This window comes from Ruegeria sp. L12 (assembly GCF_056531745.1).
Genome location: NZ_JBQFMH010000009.1, coordinates 136,327 through 157,640, shown reverse-complemented (window position 1 = coordinate 157,640; position 21,314 = coordinate 136,327). Strand labels below are relative to the sequence as shown.

Annotated in this window: 19 protein-coding genes and 1 pseudogene; 14 read left to right on the top strand and 6 right to left on the bottom strand. The window is 57.8% G+C overall.

The genetic code is table 11. From position 1 onward, the window contains the following. Nucleotides 1-6 precede the first annotated feature (6 nt). Nucleotides 7-792 carry a 23S rRNA (adenine(2030)-N(6))-methyltransferase RlmJ gene (locus tag ACR0K9_RS15335; protein WP_480824452.1) on the bottom strand — a complete coding sequence of 262 codons (786 nt, stop codon included), beginning with the start codon at nt 790-792 and terminating at the stop codon, nt 7-9. Nucleotides 793-946: 154 nt separating this feature from the next. On the opposite strand from ACR0K9_RS15335, the gene ACR0K9_RS15330 reads away from it, so the two are divergent. Genes ACR0K9_RS15330 through ACR0K9_RS15305 form a run of 6 tightly spaced genes read left to right on the top strand, consistent with a single transcriptional unit; the run spans nt 947 to nt 7,509 of the window. Continuing rightward, a complete protein-coding gene (locus tag ACR0K9_RS15330) occupies nt 947-1,993 on the top strand; it encodes a rod shape-determining protein (RefSeq protein WP_480471919.1) in 1,047 nt (348 codons plus the stop codon). A 56-nt stretch (nt 1,994-2,049) separates the two neighbouring features. Next, nucleotides 2,050-2,952 carry a rod shape-determining protein MreC gene (mreC, locus tag ACR0K9_RS15325; RefSeq protein ID WP_480824450.1) on the top strand — a complete coding sequence of 301 codons (903 nt, stop codon included), beginning with the start codon at nt 2,050-2,052 and terminating at the stop codon, nt 2,950-2,952. Continuing rightward, the gene (locus ACR0K9_RS15320; protein ID WP_480824448.1) at nt 2,945-3,484 is read left to right on the top strand and encodes a rod shape-determining protein MreD; all 540 of its coding nucleotides are present in this window, start codon (nt 2,945-2,947) and stop codon (nt 3,482-3,484) included. Before mreC ends, ACR0K9_RS15320 begins: the two co-directional genes overlap by 8 nt. Further along, nucleotides 3,481-5,430, top strand: a complete 1,950-nt coding sequence (gene mrdA, locus ACR0K9_RS15315) for a penicillin-binding protein 2 (RefSeq protein ID WP_480824446.1) — start codon at nt 3,481-3,483, stop codon at nt 5,428-5,430. The genes ACR0K9_RS15320 and mrdA overlap by 4 nt, the downstream gene beginning before the upstream one ends. Next, nucleotides 5,427-6,566, top strand: coding sequence for a rod shape-determining protein RodA (rodA, locus tag ACR0K9_RS15310; protein WP_480824444.1), 1,140 nt, complete (start codon nt 5,427-5,429; stop codon nt 6,564-6,566). The genes mrdA and rodA overlap by 4 nt, the downstream gene beginning before the upstream one ends. Nucleotides 6,567-6,576: 10 nt before the next feature. Then, entirely contained in the window at nt 6,577-7,509 is a 933-nt protein-coding gene (locus tag ACR0K9_RS15305) for a 2-hydroxyacid dehydrogenase (RefSeq protein ID WP_480824442.1), read from the top strand. Here the strand turns inward: ACR0K9_RS15305 and ACR0K9_RS15300 are convergent. Next, nucleotides 7,506-9,521 carry a M3 family metallopeptidase gene (locus ACR0K9_RS15300; protein WP_480824440.1) on the bottom strand — a complete coding sequence of 672 codons (2,016 nt, stop codon included), beginning with the start codon at nt 9,519-9,521 and terminating at the stop codon, nt 7,506-7,508. The genes ACR0K9_RS15305 and ACR0K9_RS15300 overlap by 4 nt on opposite strands. Nucleotides 9,522-9,662: 141 nt before the next feature. Between ACR0K9_RS15300 and ACR0K9_RS15295 the strand changes: the two genes are divergently transcribed. Then, the gene (locus tag ACR0K9_RS15295) at nt 9,663-10,874 is read left to right on the top strand and encodes a trans-sulfuration enzyme family protein (RefSeq protein ID WP_480824438.1); all 1,212 of its coding nucleotides are present in this window, start codon (nt 9,663-9,665) and stop codon (nt 10,872-10,874) included. Nucleotides 10,875-10,963: 89 nt separating this feature from the next. On the opposite strand, the gene ACR0K9_RS15290 is transcribed toward ACR0K9_RS15295, so the two are convergent. The 3 genes and pseudogenes from ACR0K9_RS15290 to ACR0K9_RS15280 all read right to left on the bottom strand — a co-directional run bounded on the left by ACR0K9_RS15290 (nt 10,964) and on the right by ACR0K9_RS15280 (nt 13,938). Then, nucleotides 10,964-12,013: a HesA/MoeB/ThiF family protein gene (locus ACR0K9_RS15290; RefSeq protein WP_480824436.1), complete on the bottom strand. Its 1,050-nt coding sequence runs from the start codon at nt 12,011-12,013 to the stop codon at nt 10,964-10,966. Beyond that, nucleotides 12,013-12,186 (bottom strand): annotated as a pseudogene (locus ACR0K9_RS15285) (dUTP diphosphatase); the annotation flags it as partial. The pseudogene ACR0K9_RS15285 and the gene ACR0K9_RS15290, both read right to left, overlap by 1 nt. 294 nt (nt 12,187-12,480) lie before the next feature. Continuing rightward, nucleotides 12,481-13,938 (bottom strand): stealth family protein, encoded by a 1,458-nt coding sequence (locus ACR0K9_RS15280; protein ID WP_480824434.1) that lies wholly within the window; start codon nt 13,936-13,938, stop codon nt 12,481-12,483. A gap of 387 nt (nt 13,939-14,325) precedes the next feature. Here ACR0K9_RS15280 and ACR0K9_RS15275 point away from each other — a divergent pair, with 387 nt between their 5' ends. Further along, nucleotides 14,326-15,270: a hypothetical protein gene (locus ACR0K9_RS15275; protein ID WP_480824432.1), complete on the top strand. Its 945-nt coding sequence runs from the start codon at nt 14,326-14,328 to the stop codon at nt 15,268-15,270. Between the two features lie 225 nt (nt 15,271-15,495). Further along, a complete protein-coding gene (gene tnpB / locus ACR0K9_RS15270) occupies nt 15,496-15,780 on the top strand; it encodes an IS66 family insertion sequence element accessory protein TnpB (protein WP_480824430.1) in 285 nt (94 codons plus the stop codon). 196 nt (nt 15,781-15,976) lie between these two features. On the opposite strand, the gene ACR0K9_RS15265 is transcribed toward tnpB, so the two are convergent. Next, the gene (locus ACR0K9_RS15265) at nt 15,977-16,810 is read right to left on the bottom strand and encodes a helix-turn-helix transcriptional regulator (protein WP_480824428.1); all 834 of its coding nucleotides are present in this window, start codon (nt 16,808-16,810) and stop codon (nt 15,977-15,979) included. Between the two features lie 157 nt (nt 16,811-16,967). On the opposite strand from ACR0K9_RS15265, the gene ACR0K9_RS15260 reads away from it, so the two are divergent. The 5 genes from ACR0K9_RS15260 to ACR0K9_RS15240 all read left to right on the top strand — a co-directional run bounded on the left by ACR0K9_RS15260 (nt 16,968) and on the right by ACR0K9_RS15240 (nt 21,304). Continuing rightward, entirely contained in the window at nt 16,968-18,233 is a 1,266-nt protein-coding gene (locus tag ACR0K9_RS15260; protein ID WP_480824426.1) for a cysteine desulfurase-like protein, read from the top strand. Nucleotides 18,234-18,271: 38 nt separating this feature from the next. Beyond that, complete coding sequence (locus ACR0K9_RS15255) at nt 18,272-19,078, top strand: transporter substrate-binding domain-containing protein (protein ID WP_480824424.1); 807 nt, start codon at nt 18,272-18,274, stop codon at nt 19,076-19,078. 93 nt (nt 19,079-19,171) lie between these two features. Next, nucleotides 19,172-19,864, top strand: coding sequence for an ABC transporter permease (locus tag ACR0K9_RS15250; RefSeq protein ID WP_480824422.1), 693 nt, complete (start codon nt 19,172-19,174; stop codon nt 19,862-19,864). Beyond that, nucleotides 19,861-20,556, top strand: coding sequence for an ABC transporter permease (locus ACR0K9_RS15245; RefSeq protein ID WP_480824420.1), 696 nt, complete (start codon nt 19,861-19,863; stop codon nt 20,554-20,556). The genes ACR0K9_RS15250 and ACR0K9_RS15245 overlap by 4 nt, the downstream gene beginning before the upstream one ends. 1 nt (nt 20,557) lies before the next feature. Further along, nucleotides 20,558-21,304 (top strand): amino acid ABC transporter ATP-binding protein, encoded by a 747-nt coding sequence (locus ACR0K9_RS15240; RefSeq protein ID WP_480824418.1) that lies wholly within the window; start codon nt 20,558-20,560, stop codon nt 21,302-21,304. The last annotated feature ends 10 nt before the right edge of the window (nt 21,305-21,314 follow it).

Here is a 21,314-nt window from a genome sequence, read left to right as displayed (position 1 = left end):
GCTTTCTCAGAGCTGTGCGAACAGCTTTGACAGGCGGCCCGTTTCCTCTTCAATCCCAAAGGGTGCATTCAGTATGAACATGCCCGATCCGACCATCCTGTGCCCTTCGCGCGCCGGGGGAAAAGTCACTTCGTGACAAATCGTCTTTGGATAGGCTGCGGATTTCAGCGCCGAGACCATTGGACGATGGCGACCATCGGTCAATATCGGATACCACAGAGCGATCACCCCGACATTCCACTTGCGATGCAGCTTGGCGATCAGCCCCGGCAGACGATCATAATCCGCTTTCACTTCATAGCTGGGGTCGATCAGCATCATTCCGCGTCGCGGTATCGGCGGCAGCAGGGAATGCGCCAGTTCGAACCCATCCTGCTGATAAACCTTTGACCCGTAGGGCGACAATGCCAATGAAAGCGCCGTATATTCCTGCGGATGCAATTCCGCGAAATGCAGACCGTCCTGTTCCCGCAGCAGATTGGCCGCGATCAACGGCGAACCGGGATAAGCCGCCGCGCCATGGCGGGTTTGTACCGTCTCCAGCACCCGCGCCATTGGATGATCGGCGTCAAACCACCTCTCGCGCTGAGCCCGCGCGATCCCGACTGCGGCTTCACCGGTCCGGACAGCTTCGGCTGCGTCAAGATGATACAGGCCGCGTCCGGAATGCGTCTCGATATAGCTGATCGGCTTGTCCTTACGGGTCAGATACTGCAGCACCCATGCCAATAATGCGTGCTTTTGCACATCAGCCAGATTTCCAGCGTGGTAAATGTGTTGATATGAGAGCATTTTGCCTTCTAAAGTCCCTAGCAATAAGGCGGAAAGGTGCTGATTGTCGCGGAATCAGCCCTTTAACCGGGCGAGTTGGCACCCTATAAGGCATCCGTCCCGGAACCGTCGAGTCGCGGGCAGTGGAAATTCTGACAAACGGGATCAGTGAAATATGGGCATCTTTGGCAATCTGGGCGGCCTGTTCTCAGCGGACATGGCAATTGACCTCGGGACAGCGAACACGCTGGTTTATGTCAAAGGACGCGGTGTGATCCTGTCGGAACCCTCGGTTGTGGCCTATCACGTCAAGGATGGCGTCAAAAAGGTTCTGGCCGTCGGCGAAGACGCCAAGCTGATGCTGGGCCGCACGCCCGGTTCCATCGAAGCGATCCGGCCGATGCGCGAGGGTGTGATTGCCGATTTCGACACCGCCGAAGAGATGATCAAGCATTTCATCCGCAAGGTGCACAAACGCTCGACCTTCTCGAAGCCCAAGATCATCGTCTGCGTCCCGCATGGTGCGACACCGGTTGAAAAGCGCGCAATCCGTCAGTCGGTTCTGTCCGCAGGCGCGCGGCGCGCGGGCCTGATTGCCGAACCGATTGCAGCCGCGATTGGCGCAGGCATGCCCATCACCGACCCGACCGGCAACATGGTCGTCGATATCGGCGGCGGCACCACCGAGGTTGCGGTTCTGTCGCTGGGCGACATCGTCTATGCCCGCTCGGTCCGTGTGGGTGGAGACCGTATGGACGAGGCGATCATCTCGTATCTGCGTCGTCAGCAGAACCTGTTGGTGGGTGAATCCACCGCCGAGCGCATCAAGACCACCATCGGCACCGCCCGGATGCCCGACGATGGCCGTGGCCAGTCGATGCATATCAGGGGTCGCGACCTGCTGAACGGTGTGCCGAAGGAAATCGAGATCAGTCAGGCACAGGTTGCCGAGGCCCTGTCCGAACCCGTCCAGCAGATTTGCGAGGCGGTGATGACCGCGCTGGAAACCACGCCGCCCGATCTGGCCGCAGATATCGTGGATCGCGGCGTGATGCTGACCGGCGGCGGCGCGCTGCTGGGCGATCTGGATCTGGCGCTGCGCGAGCAGACCGGACTGGCCGTGTCGATTGCCGATGAAAGCCTGAATTGTGTGGCTTTGGGCACCGGCAAGGCGCTGGAATACGAAAAACAACTGCGCCACGCGATTGACTACGACAGCTAAGGCGCGCACCCTGAACGGGTGAGAACTCGGGCACGAGCAGCACGGGAAGGTTACCTGTGGCAAAGGACCGATCACAGCGCGACGAATACACGACACCCCTGCGCCGATTGCTGTTGGGGATCGTGGTGCTGTGCCTGCTGGCGATCTTTCTGGTCTGGCGCATCGACAGCCCACGGGTCGAGCGGTTCCGCGCGCAGGTGGTGGACAAGGTGGTGCCCTCGATGGAATGGGCGATGGTGCCGGTCACTGCCGGCGTCAATCTGGTGCGGGATTTCCAAAGCTACCAGCGCCTCAGCGAACAGAATCAGGAGTTGCGCAGCGAACTGCGCCTGATGCGCGCCTGGAAAGAGGCGGCGCTGCAGTTGGAACAGGAAAACGCCCGCCTGCTGGACCTCAACAATGTGCGGCTTGATCCCCGGCTAACCTATGTGACGGGCGTGGTGATGGCCGATAGTGGCTCTCCGTTTCGGCAATCGGTGCTGCTGAATGTGGGTGAGCGTGACGGAATCGTCGATGGCTGGGCGACGATGGACGGGATCGGCGTGGTCGGTCGCATCTCGGGCGTCGGACCGGACACGGCGCGAGTAATCCTGCTGACCGATGCCTCAAGCGCCATTCCGGCGACCATTCAGCCCTCGGGCCAGACTGCGCTGATTACAGGGGACAACAGCCCCTCGCCTCTGGTCGAGTTTCTCGAAAACCGCGAACTTGTCCGCCCCGGTGATCGCGTCGTGACATCGGGCGATGGCGGCGTGTTCCCCGGCGGATTGCTGATCGGTCAGATTGCGGTCGATCCGGGCGGCAGGCTGCGGGTGCGCCTGTCGGCCGATTTCGAACGGCTCGAGTTTCTGCGGGTGCTGCGGTTCCAATCCGCCCAGCCGATACAGGATCCCGGCGGCATCGTTGGCCCGCGACAGCCCGCTGCCGCGCTGACACCGCAGGAGGCGACGGATGGATAGGCCGGCCTCGCAACTCTGGGTGAAACGGGGCCTCTACATGGCGATTGCGACGTTGGTGATGTTTCTGCACCTGCTGCCGCTGGACAGCCAGCCCGATCGGTGGCCGTTTCCCGAGTTGTTGATTGCGCTGACCTATGCCTGGGTGCTGCGCCGCCCCGAATACGTTCCGATCCTGTCGATTGCGTTTGTGATGCTGATGGCAGATCTGCTGCTGCAACGCCCGCCGGGGCTGCTGGCCGCGTTGGTGATTTTGGGTGCCGCCTATCTGCGTTCCGCTGCACCGGGGATGCGGGATGGCGGCTTTGTTAGCGAATGGACCACGGTGGGCGCGGTGATCACGGCAGTTTTTATGCTCAACCGGGTCATTCTTGGTATTCTGTCGGTGCAACAGGCCGCGCTGGGACCCGTGGTGATTCAAGTCATGCTGACAATTATGGCATACCCCGTGATCGTTCTGCTCAGTCAGAGCGCGTTTGGCGTGCGTCGCAAATCCGTCACTGACAGCACAACCACTGGCGGGGTGCGGACATGAAGCAGCGCAAGCCCAAGTCAAAAGGCCTTGCCTATAAGCGCCTGCCGCGCCGGGCGCTGGTTTTGGGCGGGTTGCAGGCTGTATTCATCGGTGGCCTGGCCGCCCGGATGCGGTTCATGCAGGTGGATCAGGCCGATGAATACCGTCTGCTGGCCGAAGAAAACCGCATCAACATCCGCCTGATCCCGCCGACGCGCGGGCGGATCTATGACCGCAACGGGCAGATCATCGGGCAGAACACGCCCTCATATCGCATCGTGATGGTGCGCGAGGATGCGGGCGATATTGACAAGGTCATTGCCAAGCTGTCCGACCTGATCCCCCTGACCGAGGATGAGATTGAGCGTGCGAAAACCGAAATGCGCCGCTCGGCCCCGTTCCTGCCGGTCACGCTGGCCGATCAGGTGACGTGGGAGGATATCTCGAAGGTTGCCGTCAACGCCCCCGCGCTGCCCGGTGTCACGCCCGAGGTGGGATCGACCCGGCAATATCCCCGGTATGAGGATTTTGCCCATGTGGTGGGATATGTCGGCCCGGTCAGCGATTATGACCTCAGCCAGATCGAAGACCCCGAGCCGGTGCTGCTGATACCGCGTTTTCAGATCGGCAAGGTGGGCCTTGAGGCCAAGCAGGAAACCAGCCTGCGCGGCAAGGCTGGTGCAAAACGGGTCGAGGTGAACGCCACGGGCCGCGTGATGCGCGAGCTTGACCGACAGGAGGGCACAACCGGGGCCGATCTGCAGCTCTCGGTCGATGCCGATCTGCAGCAATACGCGCAGGCCCGGCTGGCCGGGGAAAGCGCCGCAGCCGTCGTGATCGACTGCGAAACCGGCGATATCCGCGCCATCAGTTCGGCCCCGAGCTTTGATCCGAACCTCTTTGTGCGCGGCATCTCGGTGGCCGATTACCGCACGCTGACCAATGACAAATACCGCCCGCTGGCCAACAAGACGGTGCAGGGCACCTATCCGCCCGGTTCGACCTTCAAGATGATCACTGCCCTTGCGGCGCTTGAGGCTGGAGTAATCGGGCCGTCAAACACGGTTTATTGCCCCGGCTTCCTGAAGGTCGGAAGCCGACGGTTCCATTGCTGGAAACGCGGCGGACATGGAACGGTAGATCTGGAATTGTCGCTGAAGCGCAGTTGCGATGTCTATTACTATGACGTGGCCCTGCGCGTTGGCATCGACAAGATATCCGAGATGGCCCGCACCTTCGGACTGGGTGTCAAGCATGACATCCCGATGTCAGCCGTGGCGGCGGGTCTGGCCCCCAATCAGCAGTGGAAACAGCGGGTGCACGGGCAGGACTGGCTGGTCGGTGACACCGCGAACGCGTCGATCGGTCAGGGGTTCATGCTGGCTTCGCCCCTGCAACTGGCGGTGATGACGGCACGGCTGGCAACCGGTCGGGAAATCAAGCCGCGCCTCGTTCGTTCGATCAACGGGGTCGAACAGCCCTCGGGCGCAGGTGAGCCGCTGGCGATAAATCAAAACAATCTGGAACAGGTGCGCCGGGCCATGTTCACGGTCTCGAACGACCGGCGCGGCACGGCCTATCGCAGCCGCATCATCGCCGATGAATTTCGCATGGCGGGCAAGACCGGCACCAGTCAGGTGCGCAATATCACCAAGGCCGAACGTGCCGCAGGCGTAATCCGCAACGAGGACCTGCCCTGGGAACGTCGCGACCACGCGCTGTTCGTCAGCTTCGCACCATATGACAACCCGAAATACGCCGTGGCTGTGGTGGTGGAACATGGCGGCGGCGGCTCGAAGGCGGCCGCACCGGTGGCGCGCGATATCATGTTGCAGGCGCTTTATAACGGCACGCCGCCGCTCGAGGCGTATCCGGCCGGTGATCGTGAGCGCATCAAGGAACAGCAAAAACGGCTTGAGGGCGACCGCCGCCCCAAAGCGCGTCCTGACGCAAAGGACCGCGCATGAGCTATCTTGAATATGCCGTCAAATCCACGCCTTCGGGATTCCGCAAGTTCCTTTACATGAACTGGCCGCTAACCCTGTTGCTGATCAGTGTGGCAAGCGCAGGTTTCCTGATGCTTTTCTCGGTGGCGGGTGGATCGTGGACGCCATGGGCCGAACCACAGATGGAGCGGTTCGGACTGGGTTTGGCAGCGATGTTCATCATCGCGCTGGTGCCGATCTGGTTCTGGCGCAACATGTCGGTTGTGGCCTATCTCGGCTCAATCGGGCTGCTTGTCGTGGTCGAGCTGTTTGGCACCATCGGCATGGGTGCGCAGCGCTGGATCGATCTGGGGTTCATGCGCTTGCAGCCTTCCGAGGTGATGAAAGTGGCGCTGGTGATGGTGCTGGCCGCCTATTACGACTGGTTGCCCGCCCATAAGACGTCACGCCCGCTCTGGGTGATCATTCCGGTCCTTCTGATCCTGATCCCGACTTTCATGGTGCTGCGGCAGCCCGACCTTGGCACCTCGATCCTGCTGCTGGCCGCTGGTGGGGGTCTGATGTTTCTGGCCGGTGTCCACTGGGCCTATTTCGCCGCCGTCATCGCGGCGGGCGTCGGCCTGATTGCCACTGTGTTCAACAGCCGCGGGACGGATTGGCAGTTGCTCAAGGATTATCAGTTCCGCCGCATCGATACGTTTCTCGATCCTTCGACCGATCCGCTGGGGGCGGGCTATCACATCACGCAGTCCAAGATTGCGCTGGGTTCGGGCGGCTGGAACGGGCGCGGCTTCATGCAGGGCACGCAATCGCGGCTGAACTTCCTGCCGGAAAAACACACCGACTTCATCTTTACCACGCTGGCCGAAGAGTTCGGATTTGTCGGCGGTATCACCCTTCTGATCCTTTATGCCATGATCCTGATCTTCTGCATGGTCACGGCGCTGTCGACCAAGGATCGGTTCTCGTCCCTGGTGACGCTGGGCATTGCGCTTAACTTCTTCCTGTTCTTTGCCGTCAACATGTCGATGGTCATGGGGCTCGCCCCGGTGGTCGGCGTGCCGCTGCCGATGGTCAGCTATGGCGGCTCGGCCATGCTGGTGCTGATGGCCGCCTTCGGTATCGTGCAGAGCGCCCATATCCACCGCCCCCGCTGAAAGGTATTCCATGCCCGTAAACGTCCTGTTTTCTGCCCGCCCCGGGTTGTGGCCGGAATATGAACCGCTGCTGCGCAAGGGCCTGACCGAGGCAGGGCTGGATTCTGATCTGGCCACCGACATTCCTGCGGATCAGGTCGATTACGTGGTCTATGCCCCGAACGGAGGGCTGCGGGATTTCACCCCTTTCACCCGGCTCAAGGCGGTCCTCAGCCTCTGGGCCGGTGTTGAAACCATTTCGGACAATGAAACCCTGACAATGCCGCTGGCACGCATGGTGGATGGCGGTCTGACGCAGGGGATGACGGAATGGGTCGTGGGCCATGTGCTGCGCTATCACCTCGGGATGGACCGTCACATCACGCAGCAGGACGGGACATGGGAACCCGAGGCGCCGCCTCTGGCTGCGCAGCGCACGGTTTGCATACTGGGTCTGGGGGCTTTGGGGCAGGCCGCCGCACAGGCGCTGGCTGCGCTGAACTTCCGCGTTATTGGCTGGAGCCGCACCGCCAAGGAATTGCCCGGCGTGACCTGCCTGCATGGGGCAGACGGGCTGCGCGACGCGCTGTCTCAGGCCGAGATCGTGGTGCTTCTGCTGCCGGATACGCCTGCGACCGAGAATACCCTCAACGCTGAGACACTGGCGCTGTTGCCGAACGGAGCCAAGATTATCAATCCGGGCCGGGGGCCTTTGATCGATGATGACGCCCTGCTGGCCGCGCTGAATTCAGGGCAGGTCGGACACGCCACGCTGGACGTATTCCGCACCGAGCCACTGCCGCCGGATCATCCCTATTGGGCGCACCCGAACGTGACGGTTACGCCGCATATTGCCTCGGAAACCCGCCCTGTCACCGCAGCTCAGGTGATCTGCGAAAACATCCGTCGAGGTGAAGCGAGCGAGCCCTTTCTTCACCTCGTCGACCGCGAACTGGGGTATTAGGCCGCGATCAATCCGCGGCCTTTCAGCAGGGCTTCGACACCCGGCAGACGACCGCGGAAGGCCAGATACAGCTCCTCGGCCTCACGCGAGCCACCGGTTGAGAGGATGTTATCTTCCAGCGCCTTGGCGCGTTCGGGGTCAAATGCGCCGCCAGCCTCTTCGAAGGCTGCGAAAGCATCCGCATCCATGACCTCGGACCACATGTAGCTGTAATAGCCCGAGCTATAGCCATCGCCTGCAAACACATGGGCAAAGTGCGGAGTGGCGTGGCGCATTCCGATGGCGGGCGGCATACCCAGATCGGCCAGAACCTCGGCCTGTTTCACCATCGGGTCAGCAGGTGCCACGTCTTCATGAAAGGCCAGATCGACCAGTGCCGAGGCGACATATTCCACCGTCTGGAACCCCTGATCGAAATTGGCGGCGTTCAGAACCTTCTCCAGCATCTCCTGCGGCATCGGTTCGCCTGTCTCGGCATGGGTTGCAAACTCGGCTAGAACCTCGGGCACTTCCAGCCAGTGTTCGTAAAGCTGGCTGGGCAGTTCGACAAAATCGCGTGCGACCGAGGTGCCCGAGATGCTCTCATAGGTCACATTGGACAGCATCTGATGCAGCGCATGGCCGAACTCGTGAAACAGCGTGCGCGCGTCGTCATAGGACAGCAACGCCGGATCGCCCTTGGCGAAGTTGCAGACATTGATCACGACCGGGGCCTGCGTCTTCGGAAACTTGGCCTGTCCGCGCATCGCGCTGCACCACGCGCCGGATCGTTTTGACCCGCGCGCAAAGTAATCCCCGATAAACACCGCAACATGCTGCCCGTTCCGCGTAACCTCCCACGCCCGGCAATCCGGGTGGTAGAGCGGCACATCCAGCGGAGCAAACTCCAGCCCGAACAAACGATTGGCGCAGGCAAACGAGGCCTCGATCATCCGATCCAGCTGCAGGTAGGGCTTCAGCGCGGCCTCATCCAGATCATGTTCGGCCTTACGGCGTTTCTCGGCGTAATAACGCCAGTCCCACGCTTCCAGCGGACCGTTGACGCCATCCTTTTGCATCATCGCCGTCAACACTTCGGCATCTGCATCCGCACGGGATTTGGCGGGTTCCCACACATCCATCAACAGCTCGCGCACACGGTCGGGGGTACGGGCCATCTCGGTTTCCAGCTTGTAGTCGGCAAAGCTGGCATACCCCAGCAACCTGGCCCGTTCTTCGCGCAAGCGCAGGATTTCTGCCGCGATTTCCCGATTATCGGTTTCACCCCCATTTGCCCCACGCGCGGTCCAGGCGCGATAGGCTTTTTTGCGCAGATCCCGGCGGGGCGAGAATTGCAGGAACGGCACAATGATCGACCGCGACAAAGTCACCACGGGACCATCAACGCCTTTTTCAGCACCCGCCGCCCGCGCCGCATTCACCGCGAATTCGGGCAATCCCTGCAAGTCATCTTCACTCAGTTCCATGAACCAGTTGCGCTCATCCGCCAGCAGGTTCTGGGTGAAGGACGTCCCCAACGAGGCCAGCCGCGCCTTGATCTCTTGCATGCGCGCATCGGCGTCGCCTTCCAGCGCGGCGCCTGCGCGCACGAAACCACGATGGGATAACATCAGAACGCGCGCCTGCTCATCGTTCAGGCCCAGTTCTTCGCGGCGCGCCCAAAGATCGGCCACGCGTCGAAACAGACGCTTGTTCGATGAAATCCCCGAAAAGTGCGCCGCCAGTTTCGGTGAAAAGTCGCGCTGCAGCGCTTCCCGCTTGGGATTGCTGTCCGCACCCGCAACCGTGAAGAACACTGACAGGACCTTGTCCAAGGGCGCGCCGGCCGCCTCCAACGCCTCAATGGTATTGGCGAAGGTCGGAGCATCCGGGTTGGCCGCAATCGCCTCGATCTGCGCGTTGTGGGCCTGCAGCGCGTCGTCCAACGCAGGGGCAAAATCATCATCCGATATCTTGGCAAACGGCGCGATTTCGAACGGAGTGGTCCAGTCGGACAGGATCGGGTTCGTCATTGAGGTCTCCTTTGCCGGTCAAGCTAGGTAGGCGGGCGGCAATGGTCCAGAGGCGGCGCGGCGGAAAGATCGAAATCTGTCGCAAACCCGCTTGCGCACGCGGTTCGGCCTGCGCAGTGTCCCCGTCAAAGGAGACAGGACATGACCAGATCGAACCGTTCCACCGGGATGATGACAACCGCGATCCATGCGGGCGATCTGCCCGACACCGCGACCAACGCATCGGCCCCCCCGATCCATTTGAGTTCGACCTACCTTGTCGAGGATCTGGCCCGGTTCTCTGCACATGATCTGACACCAGACAGCCCCTATGTTTATTCCCGTTGGGCAAACCCGACGGTCGCGGGGCTGGAAGCCAAGATTGCAGCCCTGCAGGGTACCGAGGCCTGTCTGGCGACGGCCTCAGGCATGGCGGCGGCATCGGCCATCTTCTTTACCTTCCTGTCGGCGGGCGACCACCTGATCGTCTCGGATGTCTCTTACGCTGGCGTGGCTGAACTCGCGCGTGAGACCTTGCCTCGGATGGGCGTCGAGGTCTCGACCGTCAACATGTCCGATCTGGTCGCGGTCGCAGCCGCGATCCAGCCCAACACGCGGCTGATCCATACGGAAACTCCGGTGAATCCGATCAACCGGCTGACCGATCTGGCGGCCATCTCCAGGCTGGCCCGTGAGGCCGGAGCCCTGCACAGTTGCGATGCGACCTTCGCATCGCCCCTTGGGATGGACACCGTTGCGCTGCGCGTCGATCTGACGATGCATTCGATTACAAAATACATTGGCGGGCACGGCGATGCCATCGGCGGGGCGGTTGCGGGATCGGCTGAACTGATCTCAAAACTGCGGGCCGAGGCGAGCATTCATCACGGCGGTATCCTGTCTCCGTTCAATGCCTGGCTGATTGCCCGAGGCGCCTCGACCCTGCCTTTGCGTATGAAGGCCCATCAGGCCGGAGCCACGGAAGTCGCCAAGTGGCTGGAGGCGGACCCGCGGGTTTCGCAGGTGATCTATCCGGGCTTGCCGTCGCACCCACAAGCGGAACTGGCTGCGCGGCAGATGTCGAATACATCAGGCATGATCTCGTTTCAGGTCGGAAGTGCCGCTGATGGAGAGCGCATTGCCCAGCAGATGATCGAGCGCCTGGAGGTCATCCATTACGCCGTGTCCCTGGGTCACCATCGCAGCCTGATTTTCTGGATGGAAACCGAAGGCCTGATGGAGACCTCTTTCCAGCTGCAGGGAGATCAACTGGAAGACTATCGCAGATATGCGGGCGATGGGATTTTCCGTCTGTCGGTTGGTCTGGAAGATGCCGAAGACCTGATTGCCGATCTGGATCGGGCTTTGGGTTAACGGAAGGCTCCCGCCCCCGCAGCGTGCATCAAAGATGCACCTTGGCGGGGTTGGGCCGGGCCGCGTGCCGCTGGCACGCGGCGGTTCCTTTAGGCACCTACACCTGCGCAAATCGGGCAATCGGCGGCCTTGGAAAGCGTGATTTTGCGGCTTTCACCGTAAAGCGCGTCATAGATCAGCATCTCGCCGCGCAGCGCCTGCCCCGCACCGGTGATCACCTTGATCGCCTCAACCGCCATCATTGATCCAACAACACCGGGAAGCGGGCCGATCACGCCCGCCTCGGCGCAGGAGGGGGCCAGACCGGGGGCCGGAGCCTCGGGGAAGATGCATTGATAGCAGGGGCCAGTTGTGGCGGGGTCGAAGACGCTCAGCTGCCCCTCCCATTGCGACAGCGCGCCCGAGATCAGTGGCTTGCCCAGCGCGACAGCGGTTCGGTTGGCCAGATAGCGCGTGTCGAAATTGTCGGTGCCGTCGAGGATCATATCGAAATCAGCAAACAATTCAGCCGCGATCTCATCGGTCAGCCGACGGTGATAGGGCAGCACGGTCACGTTCGGGTTCTGCGCCTGCATCGCAGCTTGGGCCGAAAACACTTTGGGCATCCCGATATCCGCATCGCGATGGATCACCTGCCGTTGCAGGTTGGCATTCTCAACCTCGTCATCGTCGATCACACCAATCGTACCGACCCCGGCGGCGGCGAGATATTGCAACGCGGGCGCGCCCAAGCCACCTGCCCCGATCACCAGCACGCGCGCCTGTTTCATCTTTTTCTGCCCCGGCCCGCCCAGCTCACGCAGGACGATGTGGCGGGCATAGCGTTCCAGCTCGGTCTCGGTGAACTGATCTGACGGCATTTTGGGTTCCTTGGCCTCAGCGGCTTCCGCTCGGTTTCGCAGCGCTTTCACGCCTCGCCCATAAAGCAGAGCCAGCAGCGCTGTGCCAGTCAGGATCAGCCACATCGCGGCAGAGCCGCCGGTTGCCTGTCGCAACGGGTGCGCATCGGGCAAAACCAGTTGCGCAATGATGATACCGGCCAGCAACGTCCCGACGGACACCATCCGCGCCGTGCGGGACACACCCGCGACATAGCCGATGCCCCACAGCCCAGCGGCGAGGATCAGAACCAGCAACATCAGCCGCGTCCGGTCGAGCCAAAGCCGCCCGCACCCCTGTCGGTTTCGGACAGGGTGCCTGTGGCTTGGAATGTCGGCACCACCGGGGCGACGACAAGCTGGGCGATACGCTCGCCATGTGTGATTTCAAAGGGGTCCTGACCTGCATTCATCACGATCACGCCAAGCGGGCCGGTGTTATACAGAGCAAGACGTCGATTGGACATATTAAACAATGAGTACCCCACGTATAAGCGCCTTCATTCCCGCTTGAATTGTGCACGGGGCTATGCCCGTTGATTTCAATTCGGTTTGTGAATCGTCATGATCAGATCGAATAGCACAAAACGTTCATCTTTCTCGAATTCATGTTGGCCTGCGCCGACCACACTCACCACCGGCCTTATTCCAGCCTCGTCGATATCACGCCTCACGAATATGCCAACCGGCAAATAGAAATCAAAAGCCGAACAAAGCCTGACAGATCGCTATTTTTCAAACTTGCTCTTGATCGGATAATGAGATTCCAAAAACGAACTCACCAACGCGTCGACTGTTTCTTTCTTTTCTTCGGGAACAGCTGCGTCGTTCAGGCAAATATATTTCTTGCGTTTCTCTACATTCATTTGCTCGTTCAGCGATTTCTCCAAATCTGGCGAAAAGAGTGGAACATAGCGATGATTAGCGTCACAGCTAACGGCGTGCCCGGATATCATAGCGTAGTGGGAATAAAGGAACGAAATTGGTGGGATATCCGTCGAGTCTCTGAACTTGTTCGATGAGGTTTCCTCAAACTCGCCCTCATATTTCTGCTGCAGCTCATACATAACAGAACGTCGAGCAGCATAAGGAACATGTTTAATCATTGCGGAGGGAGAAACACCAAAATCCCTTCGCAATAGTTTGATCGCTTTGGCGATTGCCTTCACAAAGTTGTGGTCTTTTTCTTCTACAAACTCCGGAATCACGAACACGTTGTCGGTGTAAACTTTCGATACCCCATTTGAGTCAAAAAAGTCACTACGGGACACAAGTTGCCCGGCCATCATATCATCATTAAAATAAATAAAGTGTTCTGACAGACCTTCAATTTCATGAAGATGAGATTCGATGCTGTGAGAATTGAAGGTCGGAAGGTGTCCACTATTGGGAAAAATGTCTTCATGGTTAACCATTGTGACACGGCTATAATTCTTGTTTAGCCATTCTGGCGTCTGTCCAGCAGTGACAATGAAGACCCTGCGCACGAATGGCATGAACATTTCGATTGATCGAAGCGCATATCGAAGTTCATCGCGATTTTTGAAGCGCTCATCCAAAGCCGCCGACTTAGCACCGCACTGAGCAGCGTACTCAGCTTTTTGCTTCCTCCACTCACGGTCGTTTCCATCTACCCATGTAAAAACGACATCTATTGGGAATTCAGCACTTGCGGGGTCGGCGAACTCTTTATTGATATCATCAATCGACTCGAAATCTTTAAACACATCAAAGTTCGGCACCCGGGAAACGAGTCGCGATGGTCGGTTCACCGAGAGAAGTTCTCGACCATATCGTTCAATTTTCCGCCACATTGCAATTTGAACCAACGAAACATAATCATACATTTCGTCGGAGTGCACAATAATCGCAACGTCATACGCTATGCGCGCCCCGCGTTTTCTCAGTTTTCGGCGTGAGATGCTTTTCCTTTTCTTGTAAAGGAAACGGATACCATCATCCTCTGAACAGTTTTGCAAAACTACAGCCAAAAATTGGCTGGCCTCACTCTCCTGTACATTTATTCGGGCGACCCCCTCAATATCAGCCCCGCCCAGTATCGGATTCAGACCCTGCGCTTGCGCAAGACTGACCAGGTTGGTTGCCACGCTTTGGTTTCGATCGGAGTCAGCTATCACAACAACGGGTTTCTTCCCACTGAAGATATTTAGTTTGGAAAACTTCATGAAGATTCGCAGCTTTACCTAGACAGTGTTAATGAGGCCGGCAATCGGGCTCCTTCTCAGGTGTCGACCTGTCTGACTTATTGATCTCAGGAGTGCAAGACCTGGGACCGCAGGTTGACAGTCAGAGGTGAAACCATTTTTTGATGTGCTCCGGTTTGTCTGAACAGGTTTGAAGTGTTTTGCAAGCAGACTCCTGGGCTCATGACTCATAAGCAACAGATGACGGCTGCGATTGCTGATACGAAGACCTCGGGGCGCCTCGAACCGGCCTCAATGCCCGAAGTTTGCCTGTGATCAGCCGTCCCAGGGTGTTTGAGATATCGACCTCTTGAGCGGATTTGTCTAAGTAAGTGAATATCAACGTCGAACCGAAGCGGACTATAGGACATGACAGCATCAGATCAGCAACCGGCTAAGAAGACAGTTGCTGCGCATCTCAGGGCGCGTAAGACGGCAACATCTTTGGTTCAGAAGTATTTCAAGGACAATCAGCGTGGCAAAAAGAGAGTTGTGGCACACCTTGGCGCGCATAAGACCGCAACATCTTTGGTTCAGAAGTATTTTAAGGACAAGCAGGACTACTACGTCCGCAAAGGTGTGCATTTTGTGACACGAGGCGACATTAGCCCCTACATTTCCTGGGGTGATGTGATTCTGAATGATCCTTCCGTGCTGACCAATGGGATTGCGGAACAAACAGCCGGAACAAAGGCTGATACAATTCTGTTTTCGAATGAAAATGCACTAGGGAAACCTTTGCAGCAGCGCCCGGGCCTTTATCCGAGTGCAAAAGAGATTATTCCAGCGGTCAGAAAGGCCCTTGAAAATTATGACACCAAGATAGTGTATTCCATTCGCCCCCAATGGGAGTTCCTTGAATCATACTACCTTCAGCGTGTTCATCAGGGGTATTTTCTAACTTTCAATCAATTTCTTGATACCGTTGATCTTGATAGCCTTTATTGGGAGCCTCTGATCGAGACTCTGCGGGAAGAATTTGGCGACGAAAATGTATGTGTTATGGATTTTGGCCTCATCCGCAAAGGTCAGGATATCTTTTTGTCGGAATTTATTCGACGGAGCATTTCACCGGATATTGAACCTGACCTTGATTACGACAAGGTCCACAATGCCAGTATTTCAGATCGCGGATTGCAGCTTGCCCTCAGAATGAACCCACTGTTGATGCCAGGTGAAACCTCGTTGGTACGAAAGTTTTTACAAAGGAACTTTTCTAACCAGACCGAGCCACGTCCGAACCTGATGTCCGAGGCTCTGAAAGAGACATTGAAGGCTCGTTACAAACCTGAATATGACAGGCTTGTTTCGTGAAAGCCTCCATGCTCCTTCTCCCAGCCGGGAATTCGTCACGGAAAGCTCTGATCACAAATGGCAGGAAAATCGGGTTTCAGAGCAGGTCGAACTTATCCTGCCGGAGACGTTCCCGGTTGACGATCTGATCAAGATTGTTTTGGCGGTGGAGCCCAGGAATTGATCTCTCCGGCGGGCAACTTCAAACTATATCTGGCATCGAACCCCGTGGATATCCGCTAGGGCATGGATGGCCTTGCCGCGATCATGATGAACGAATTTGACCTAGACCCGTTCCGCGGGGCGATCTTCATTTTTCGCTCCAAAAGGATGGGCAGGATGAAACCGATCGTCTGGGACGGCACCGGACTGATCCTGGTTTACAAACGGATGGAAGGTAACGGTTTTGAGTGGCCGCGGATGCGGGATGGTGTGATTTCCTTCAGCAAAGCGCTGTTCGAAGCTCTTTTCGAGGGGCTTGACTGGAGACGTGGCGCGTCACGACGAATAAGCCGGCCAGCCCTGGTTTGACACTGCCCTCCTGATAAACCGGACGTTCGTTGCGCGTTCGCCAAACTGGTAAGAAGCGGACTTTCCCGACATTCACTTTCAGCGCGTCGCTGACGCAGCATCGTTTCGCCATCGCGACACTCCTTTCGTTGCAAATCCGCGTAATTGCAGACGCAGCCAGCAGTATCCGCGTATGATCAAAAAAACTTGGAAATTCTTACTTAAGGTGAAGAAGAAATAGGCTGAACAGTTCGGCCTGAGAGGAAATATGCAGTTTGCTGTAGATGTTGCGGCGGTGCGTTTTGACAGTGGGCAGAGAAATACCCAGGTTGAGCGCTATCGAATTGCTGCTGTGTCCGATCAGGATGAGCTGGGCTATTTCCCTTTCCCGCGCAGTGAGGGCGTCGCTGCCGAAATCGTGGAAGCGGTCTTCCTGTTCCGACGTGGTGTGTTCTGCATCGAAGCTGCCGGGGGCGATCGCAAACTGACGCAACACTATTGTTTCAAGGAATGGAAACAAGCGTTCGAGCGAAATTTTGCAGTTTTTCGTCTGCGGGCTGCCAAGCGGTGTCAGAAAGCTGAGATCAAGCGTGGTCTTGTTCGGCAGGTTGATCAGCACGATGACTTCGGCCATATTCTTGGGCCAACCGGGCGTGCGATAACCGATCGGTTCGGAATCGTCGATATGAACGTCAACTTCGTGTTCTCTGATAATGTTTCGGCCATCGTTCTGGATGAAATCCGAAATCATGTAGACACCGGCCTGCCGCCCCATCCGGAAGGCCCGATAGGCCGGGTTGATGACATAGGTATACGTTAGATAGTTCTTCAGCCCCCTTTCGTAGCCAGAAGGTTGGGGCCGGCTTGCAAGAAGAGCCGGTGCCAGTTTTTCGCGGTAGAGAAAAATGTGGAAATGGTCGAAGCCGAATTGTGCGTCCAGGAGCGCGGCAAGATTGCAGGCAAAGCTGTCACGCCCCATCAGCTCGATCAGTGACACAAGCATCGCGTCTGATAGAGCCGGATAGCTGACATCGGGTGTTTCGTGCTTCATCTGCCTGAAAATCCCTATTTCCTCCCACTATTAACAGCCAGAATCCGGCCCGGATCAACCCGCGTTTCGCGGCTCTCATCCTTTGGGATGATAGGAGCATGCAACGATCCGGCAGACACTTGGGCCAGACAATGGGCCGTCCTGATGAGCGTGGGGGATGACGATACCGATGGAGTTTCCGATCTCAGAGATCAGGGCTATGTTCCCGTCACTGTCGCTGACAGATGATGGCGCCGCGCGTGTTTACCTTGACAATCCGGCGGGTACGCAGGTGCCGGGGACGGTGGTTGATGCAATCGGACATTACCTGCTCAACCATTCCAGCAATGCCGGCGGCAGGTTCAGGACCAGTGCCGAAACCGATAGAGTCTGGTTGCAGGCGCATGAGGATATGGCCGCATTCCTGGGGGCAAATTCCGCGACCGAGGTTGTCATCGGTCAGAGCATGACCTGTCTGACCTTTCACATGTCACGCAGTATCTGCCACGATTTTCGGCCTGGTGATCAGATCGTTATCACCCGGATGGAGCACGAAGGTAATGTCGGGCCTTGGCTGGAAATCGCCAGGGACAGGGGGCTTGAAATCCGCTGGGTCGATTTCAACCGCGACAGCTGGCGGGTCGAGCCCGAAGATCTGACGGCGCAGCTGACGGATCGCACGCGCCTGGTGGCGTTGAACTATGCAAGCAACCTGACCGGATCTGTAAATGACGTGAAGCGCCTGACACGAATTGCTCAGGATGCGGGCGCGTTGGTCTATGTCGATGCCGTACAACTGGCACCGCATCATCTGGTCGATGTGGCGGCACTTGGCTGTGATTTCCTGGCCTGTTCATCCTACAAGTTCTTCGGTCCGCATATGGGGATCGTATGGGGCAAAGAGGCCATTCTAAGATCGCTTTACCCCTACAAGGGACGCTGCGTTTCCGACGACATCCCCGACAGATATGAAATGGGTACGCCGCAATATGAACTTTTGGCCGGACTGTCCGCAACGGTGCGGTATTTTGAGGACATGGGCCGGGCCTGTGGTGGAAGCGGTGACCGCCGCGACCTGATCGCTCAGGCGTATGAAGCATCGCGTGCCTATGAAGAGCCGCTGACCAACCGGCTGATCGCCGAACTGCAGGATATTCCAGAGGTCACGATCTACGGCATCACCAATCCCAATCGCATTGGCGAGCGGGTGCCAACGGTGTCATTCAGGCATGCCCATCTGACGCCGGATACGATTGCAACCGCGCTTGGCCGCGTCGGCATTCATGTCTGGCATGGCCACAATTACGGATACGAGCCCGCCCGTGCTTTGGGCCTTCCACTGGATGAAGGCGTCGTGCGGATCGGGCTGGCGCACTACAATACTGAGGCTGAAATCTATCAAACAATCAGAGCGATATCAGAAACTGTCACAGAAGCCGGCTAAAGCCGTCCGCACAACCAACTAAGGAGGAGACAATTCAAATGATCTTCAAAACGAAAGTTATCGCCGCCGCAATCGCCGCATTGGGCATCGCGGCACCGGCGTCTGCCGAAACACTGCGTGTTGGTATGGAATGCACCTATGCACCGTTCAATTATCGCACGGACGCGGGCGAATTGGCGGGCTATGATGTTGATGTGGCCAAGGGCGTAGCCGAAATCATCGGCGCCGATCTAGAGTTCGTCTGCCAACAATGGGACGGGATGATTCCCGCACTTCTGGCCAACAAGTTCGACCTGATCGTGGCCTCGATGTCGATCACCGAGAGCCGTCTTGAGAAGATCGATTTCTCCAGCCCCTATCGCGACTCTGTTGGCCGGATCATTGGTAAAGCGGGTCAGGATCTGAACCTGTTTGACGCCGATGGAAACCCGATCGCAGATAACTTTGACGGTATTCGGATCGGCTTGGAACGCGCATCGACCTATGAAAGCTGGTTCAATGCCAAATTGCCGGGTGCCGATGTGGTGCTTTATGACGGATCGGAACCGCTTTACCTTGATCTGGTCAACGGGCGGGTCGATGCGATCATGACCAACCCGATGAAAGCACATCTGAGGTTCCTGACGCAGGAAGAAGGCAGCGGCTTTGAATTCATCAGCCCGGCGATCAGCGAAGTCGAGTATTTCGGGATTGGCGTGGGGATCGGGTTGCGCCAGGGTCAGCCAGAACTCAAGGAACGCCTGAACGGTGCGATCAAAGAGCTTATCAATAGCGGCAAACTGACCGAATACGCGCTGAACTACTTCCCCTTCCCGATCCATAATGAGGATTGGGGCGACAGCTGATCTCGCCCGCTAGGTGGCGCGCTTCCGGGCGCGCCGCTTCAATGAAACTCAATAACCGGGATCTGCCGAAATGAAAGATCGAAAGGGTGCGGCGTGGAAGTCTTGACCGGATGGTGGGATGACTTCTTTTGGGGGTCAGTCGTTGTACTACAGGTGTTTCTGGCCTCATTGTTGCTGATGGTGCTATTTGGCCTGATCGGCGCGGCGGCAAAGCTGTCGAACAGCCGCATCGCCCAAAAGATTGCAGGTGGCTATACCGTGATCTTTCGCGGGACGCCCGAAATTCTGGTGATCCTGCTGCTTTATTTCGGCTCGGCAATCACCCTGACCGCAATCGCGCAGATGTTCGACCCCGAGGTCAAATTTCTGGATGTACCCCCGTTCTGGGCCGGAACCATCGCAATCGCCCTTATCGTCGGTTCCTACGCAACCGAAACCTTTCGCGGCGCGTTTCTGGGCGTCAAGCCCGGCAGTATCGAGGCCGCGCGGGCGTTGGGCATGTCGAATCTGCAGACCTTCATCTATGTCCGCATCCCCGAGATGTGGCGGCTGGCGCTACCCGCTTTCGGCAACCACATGCTGTCACTGATCAAGGACACGGCACTGATTTCGATCATCGGTCTGAACGAAACCCTGTTCGTGGCCAAACAGGCGATTGGCACCACTGGTAAACCCTTCACCATGTATATCGTCGTGGGCCTGATCTACCTCGGGTTCTCTACGGTAATCACGCTTACGGTCATGAGGCTTGAGCGTTTTGGTCAGCGGACAACGAGGGTAACATGAGCTTTGATCTATCCCTCATCGCAGAGTCCTTGCCCAAAATGCTGGCGGGTATCGGGCTGACGTTTCAGCTTTTGATCCTGTCGGGCTTTCTGGGGCTGTTGCTGGCCATTGTTCTGATGCTGATGCGGATCAGCGGCAAATGGTACCTGAACTGGCCCGCACAAGCCTATATCTATGTCTTCCGCGGCACGCCGATCCTGGTGCAGATTTTCATCGTCTACTATGGCTTCCCACAGTTCGAATTCATCCGAGAAAGCATCTTCTGGCCGATTTTCCGTGACCCGTTCGGCTGTGCCATTGTGGCTTTGACACTGAATACCGGGGCCTATGTCTCGGAGATCCTGCGCGGCGGCGTGCTGGGGGTTGATCGTGGTGTGCTTGAGGCGGGCGAGGCGCTTGGCCTGTCCAAATCGCAACGCTTTGTCTACCTGACCGCACCGATTGCAACGCGCCTGGCCCTGCCGGCCTATGGCAATGACATCATCAGTCTGCTGAAGTCGACCGCCCTGGCCAGCACCATCACATTGATGGACATGACCGGCATCGCCCGTACCATCGTGGCGCAGACCTACGCACCCTACGAGATCTTCATCTCGCTGGCGATCGTCTACATGATCCTGACATTTTTCATCCAGAAACTGCTGGCCCGCATCGAGCGATATGTCGGCCGCTATACCGTAAGGGAGGGCTGACATGGCATCATCGGAACCGCTGATCCAGATGAACGGGGTTGGCAAGCATTTTGGCAGTTTTCAGGCGCTCAAGGAAATCAACCTGAACGTCACGAAAGGCGAACGGATCGTGGTTTGCGGGCCGTCGGGGTCGGGCAAATCCACGATGATCCGCTGCATCAACCGACTCGAGAAACATGACGAGGGGACGATCATCATCGACGGGATCGAACTGACCGATGATCTCAAGGATCTCAATGCCGTGCGTCGCGAGGTGGGCATGGTGTTCCAGAGTTTCAATTTGTTTCCGCATATGACGATCCTGAACAATCTGATGCTGGCGCAGAAGCTAGTGCGCAAAACCCCAAAGGCCGAGGCGCGCGATATCGCCATGCACTACCTTGAGCGGGTGAAAATCCCTGAGCAGGCCGGCAAATACCCAATCCAGCTATCCGGTGGACAGCAGCAACGTGTCGCCATAGCCCGAGCACTCTGCATGAAACCCGAGGTGATGTTGTTTGACGAACCAACTTCGGCGCTGGACCCCGAGATGATCAACGAGGTGCTCGAGGTCATGGTCGATCTGGCGAAGGACGGCATGACAATGATCTGCGTCACCCATGAAATGGGCTTTGCCCGGTCCGTGGCGGATCGAGTGATCTTCATGGATGCGGGCGAGATTGTCGAAGAGGCGGCACCGGAAGATTTCTTCAACAACCCCAAGAACGAGCGCACCAAGCTCTTTCTTAGTCAGATCCTTCAGCACTGAAAGCGAAATC

Excerpts from the sequence above, each read along its gene's own strand:
- ACR0K9_RS15300 (WP_480824440.1), bottom strand. The coding sequence starts at position 9,521 with ATGACGAACCCGATCCTGTCCGACTGGACCACTCCGTTCGAAATCGCG.
- rodA (WP_480824444.1), top strand. The coding sequence starts at position 5,427 with ATGAGCTATCTTGAATATGCCGTCAAATCCACGCCTTCGGGATTCCGC.
- ACR0K9_RS15265 (WP_480824428.1), bottom strand. The coding sequence starts at position 16,810 with ATGAAGCACGAAACACCCGATGTCAGCTATCCGGCTCTATCAGACGCG.
- ACR0K9_RS15290 (WP_480824436.1), bottom strand. The coding sequence starts at position 12,013 with ATGTTGCTGGTTCTGATCCTCGCCGCTGGGCTGTGGGGCATCGGCTAT.
- ACR0K9_RS15280 (WP_480824434.1), bottom strand. The coding sequence starts at position 13,938 with ATGAAGTTTTCCAAACTAAATATCTTCAGTGGGAAGAAACCCGTTGTT.
- ACR0K9_RS15335 (WP_480824452.1), bottom strand. The coding sequence starts at position 792 with ATGCTCTCATATCAACACATTTACCACGCTGGAAATCTGGCTGATGTG.
- ACR0K9_RS15295 (WP_480824438.1), top strand. The coding sequence starts at position 9,663 with ATGACCAGATCGAACCGTTCCACCGGGATGATGACAACCGCGATCCAT.
- ACR0K9_RS15255 (WP_480824424.1), top strand. The coding sequence starts at position 18,272 with ATGATCTTCAAAACGAAAGTTATCGCCGCCGCAATCGCCGCATTGGGC.
- ACR0K9_RS15260 (WP_480824426.1), top strand. The coding sequence starts at position 16,968 with ATGACGATACCGATGGAGTTTCCGATCTCAGAGATCAGGGCTATGTTC.
- ACR0K9_RS15330 (WP_480471919.1), top strand. The coding sequence starts at position 947 with ATGGGCATCTTTGGCAATCTGGGCGGCCTGTTCTCAGCGGACATGGCA.
- ACR0K9_RS15245 (WP_480824420.1), top strand. The coding sequence starts at position 19,861 with ATGAGCTTTGATCTATCCCTCATCGCAGAGTCCTTGCCCAAAATGCTG.
- ACR0K9_RS15240 (WP_480824418.1), top strand. The coding sequence starts at position 20,558 with ATGGCATCATCGGAACCGCTGATCCAGATGAACGGGGTTGGCAAGCAT.
- mrdA (WP_480824446.1), top strand. The coding sequence starts at position 3,481 with ATGAAGCAGCGCAAGCCCAAGTCAAAAGGCCTTGCCTATAAGCGCCTG.
- ACR0K9_RS15275 (WP_480824432.1), top strand. The coding sequence starts at position 14,326 with ATGACAGCATCAGATCAGCAACCGGCTAAGAAGACAGTTGCTGCGCAT.
- ACR0K9_RS15320 (WP_480824448.1), top strand. The coding sequence starts at position 2,945 with ATGGATAGGCCGGCCTCGCAACTCTGGGTGAAACGGGGCCTCTACATG.
- tnpB (WP_480824430.1), top strand. The coding sequence starts at position 15,496 with ATGGATGGCCTTGCCGCGATCATGATGAACGAATTTGACCTAGACCCG.
- ACR0K9_RS15305 (WP_480824442.1), top strand. The coding sequence starts at position 6,577 with ATGCCCGTAAACGTCCTGTTTTCTGCCCGCCCCGGGTTGTGGCCGGAA.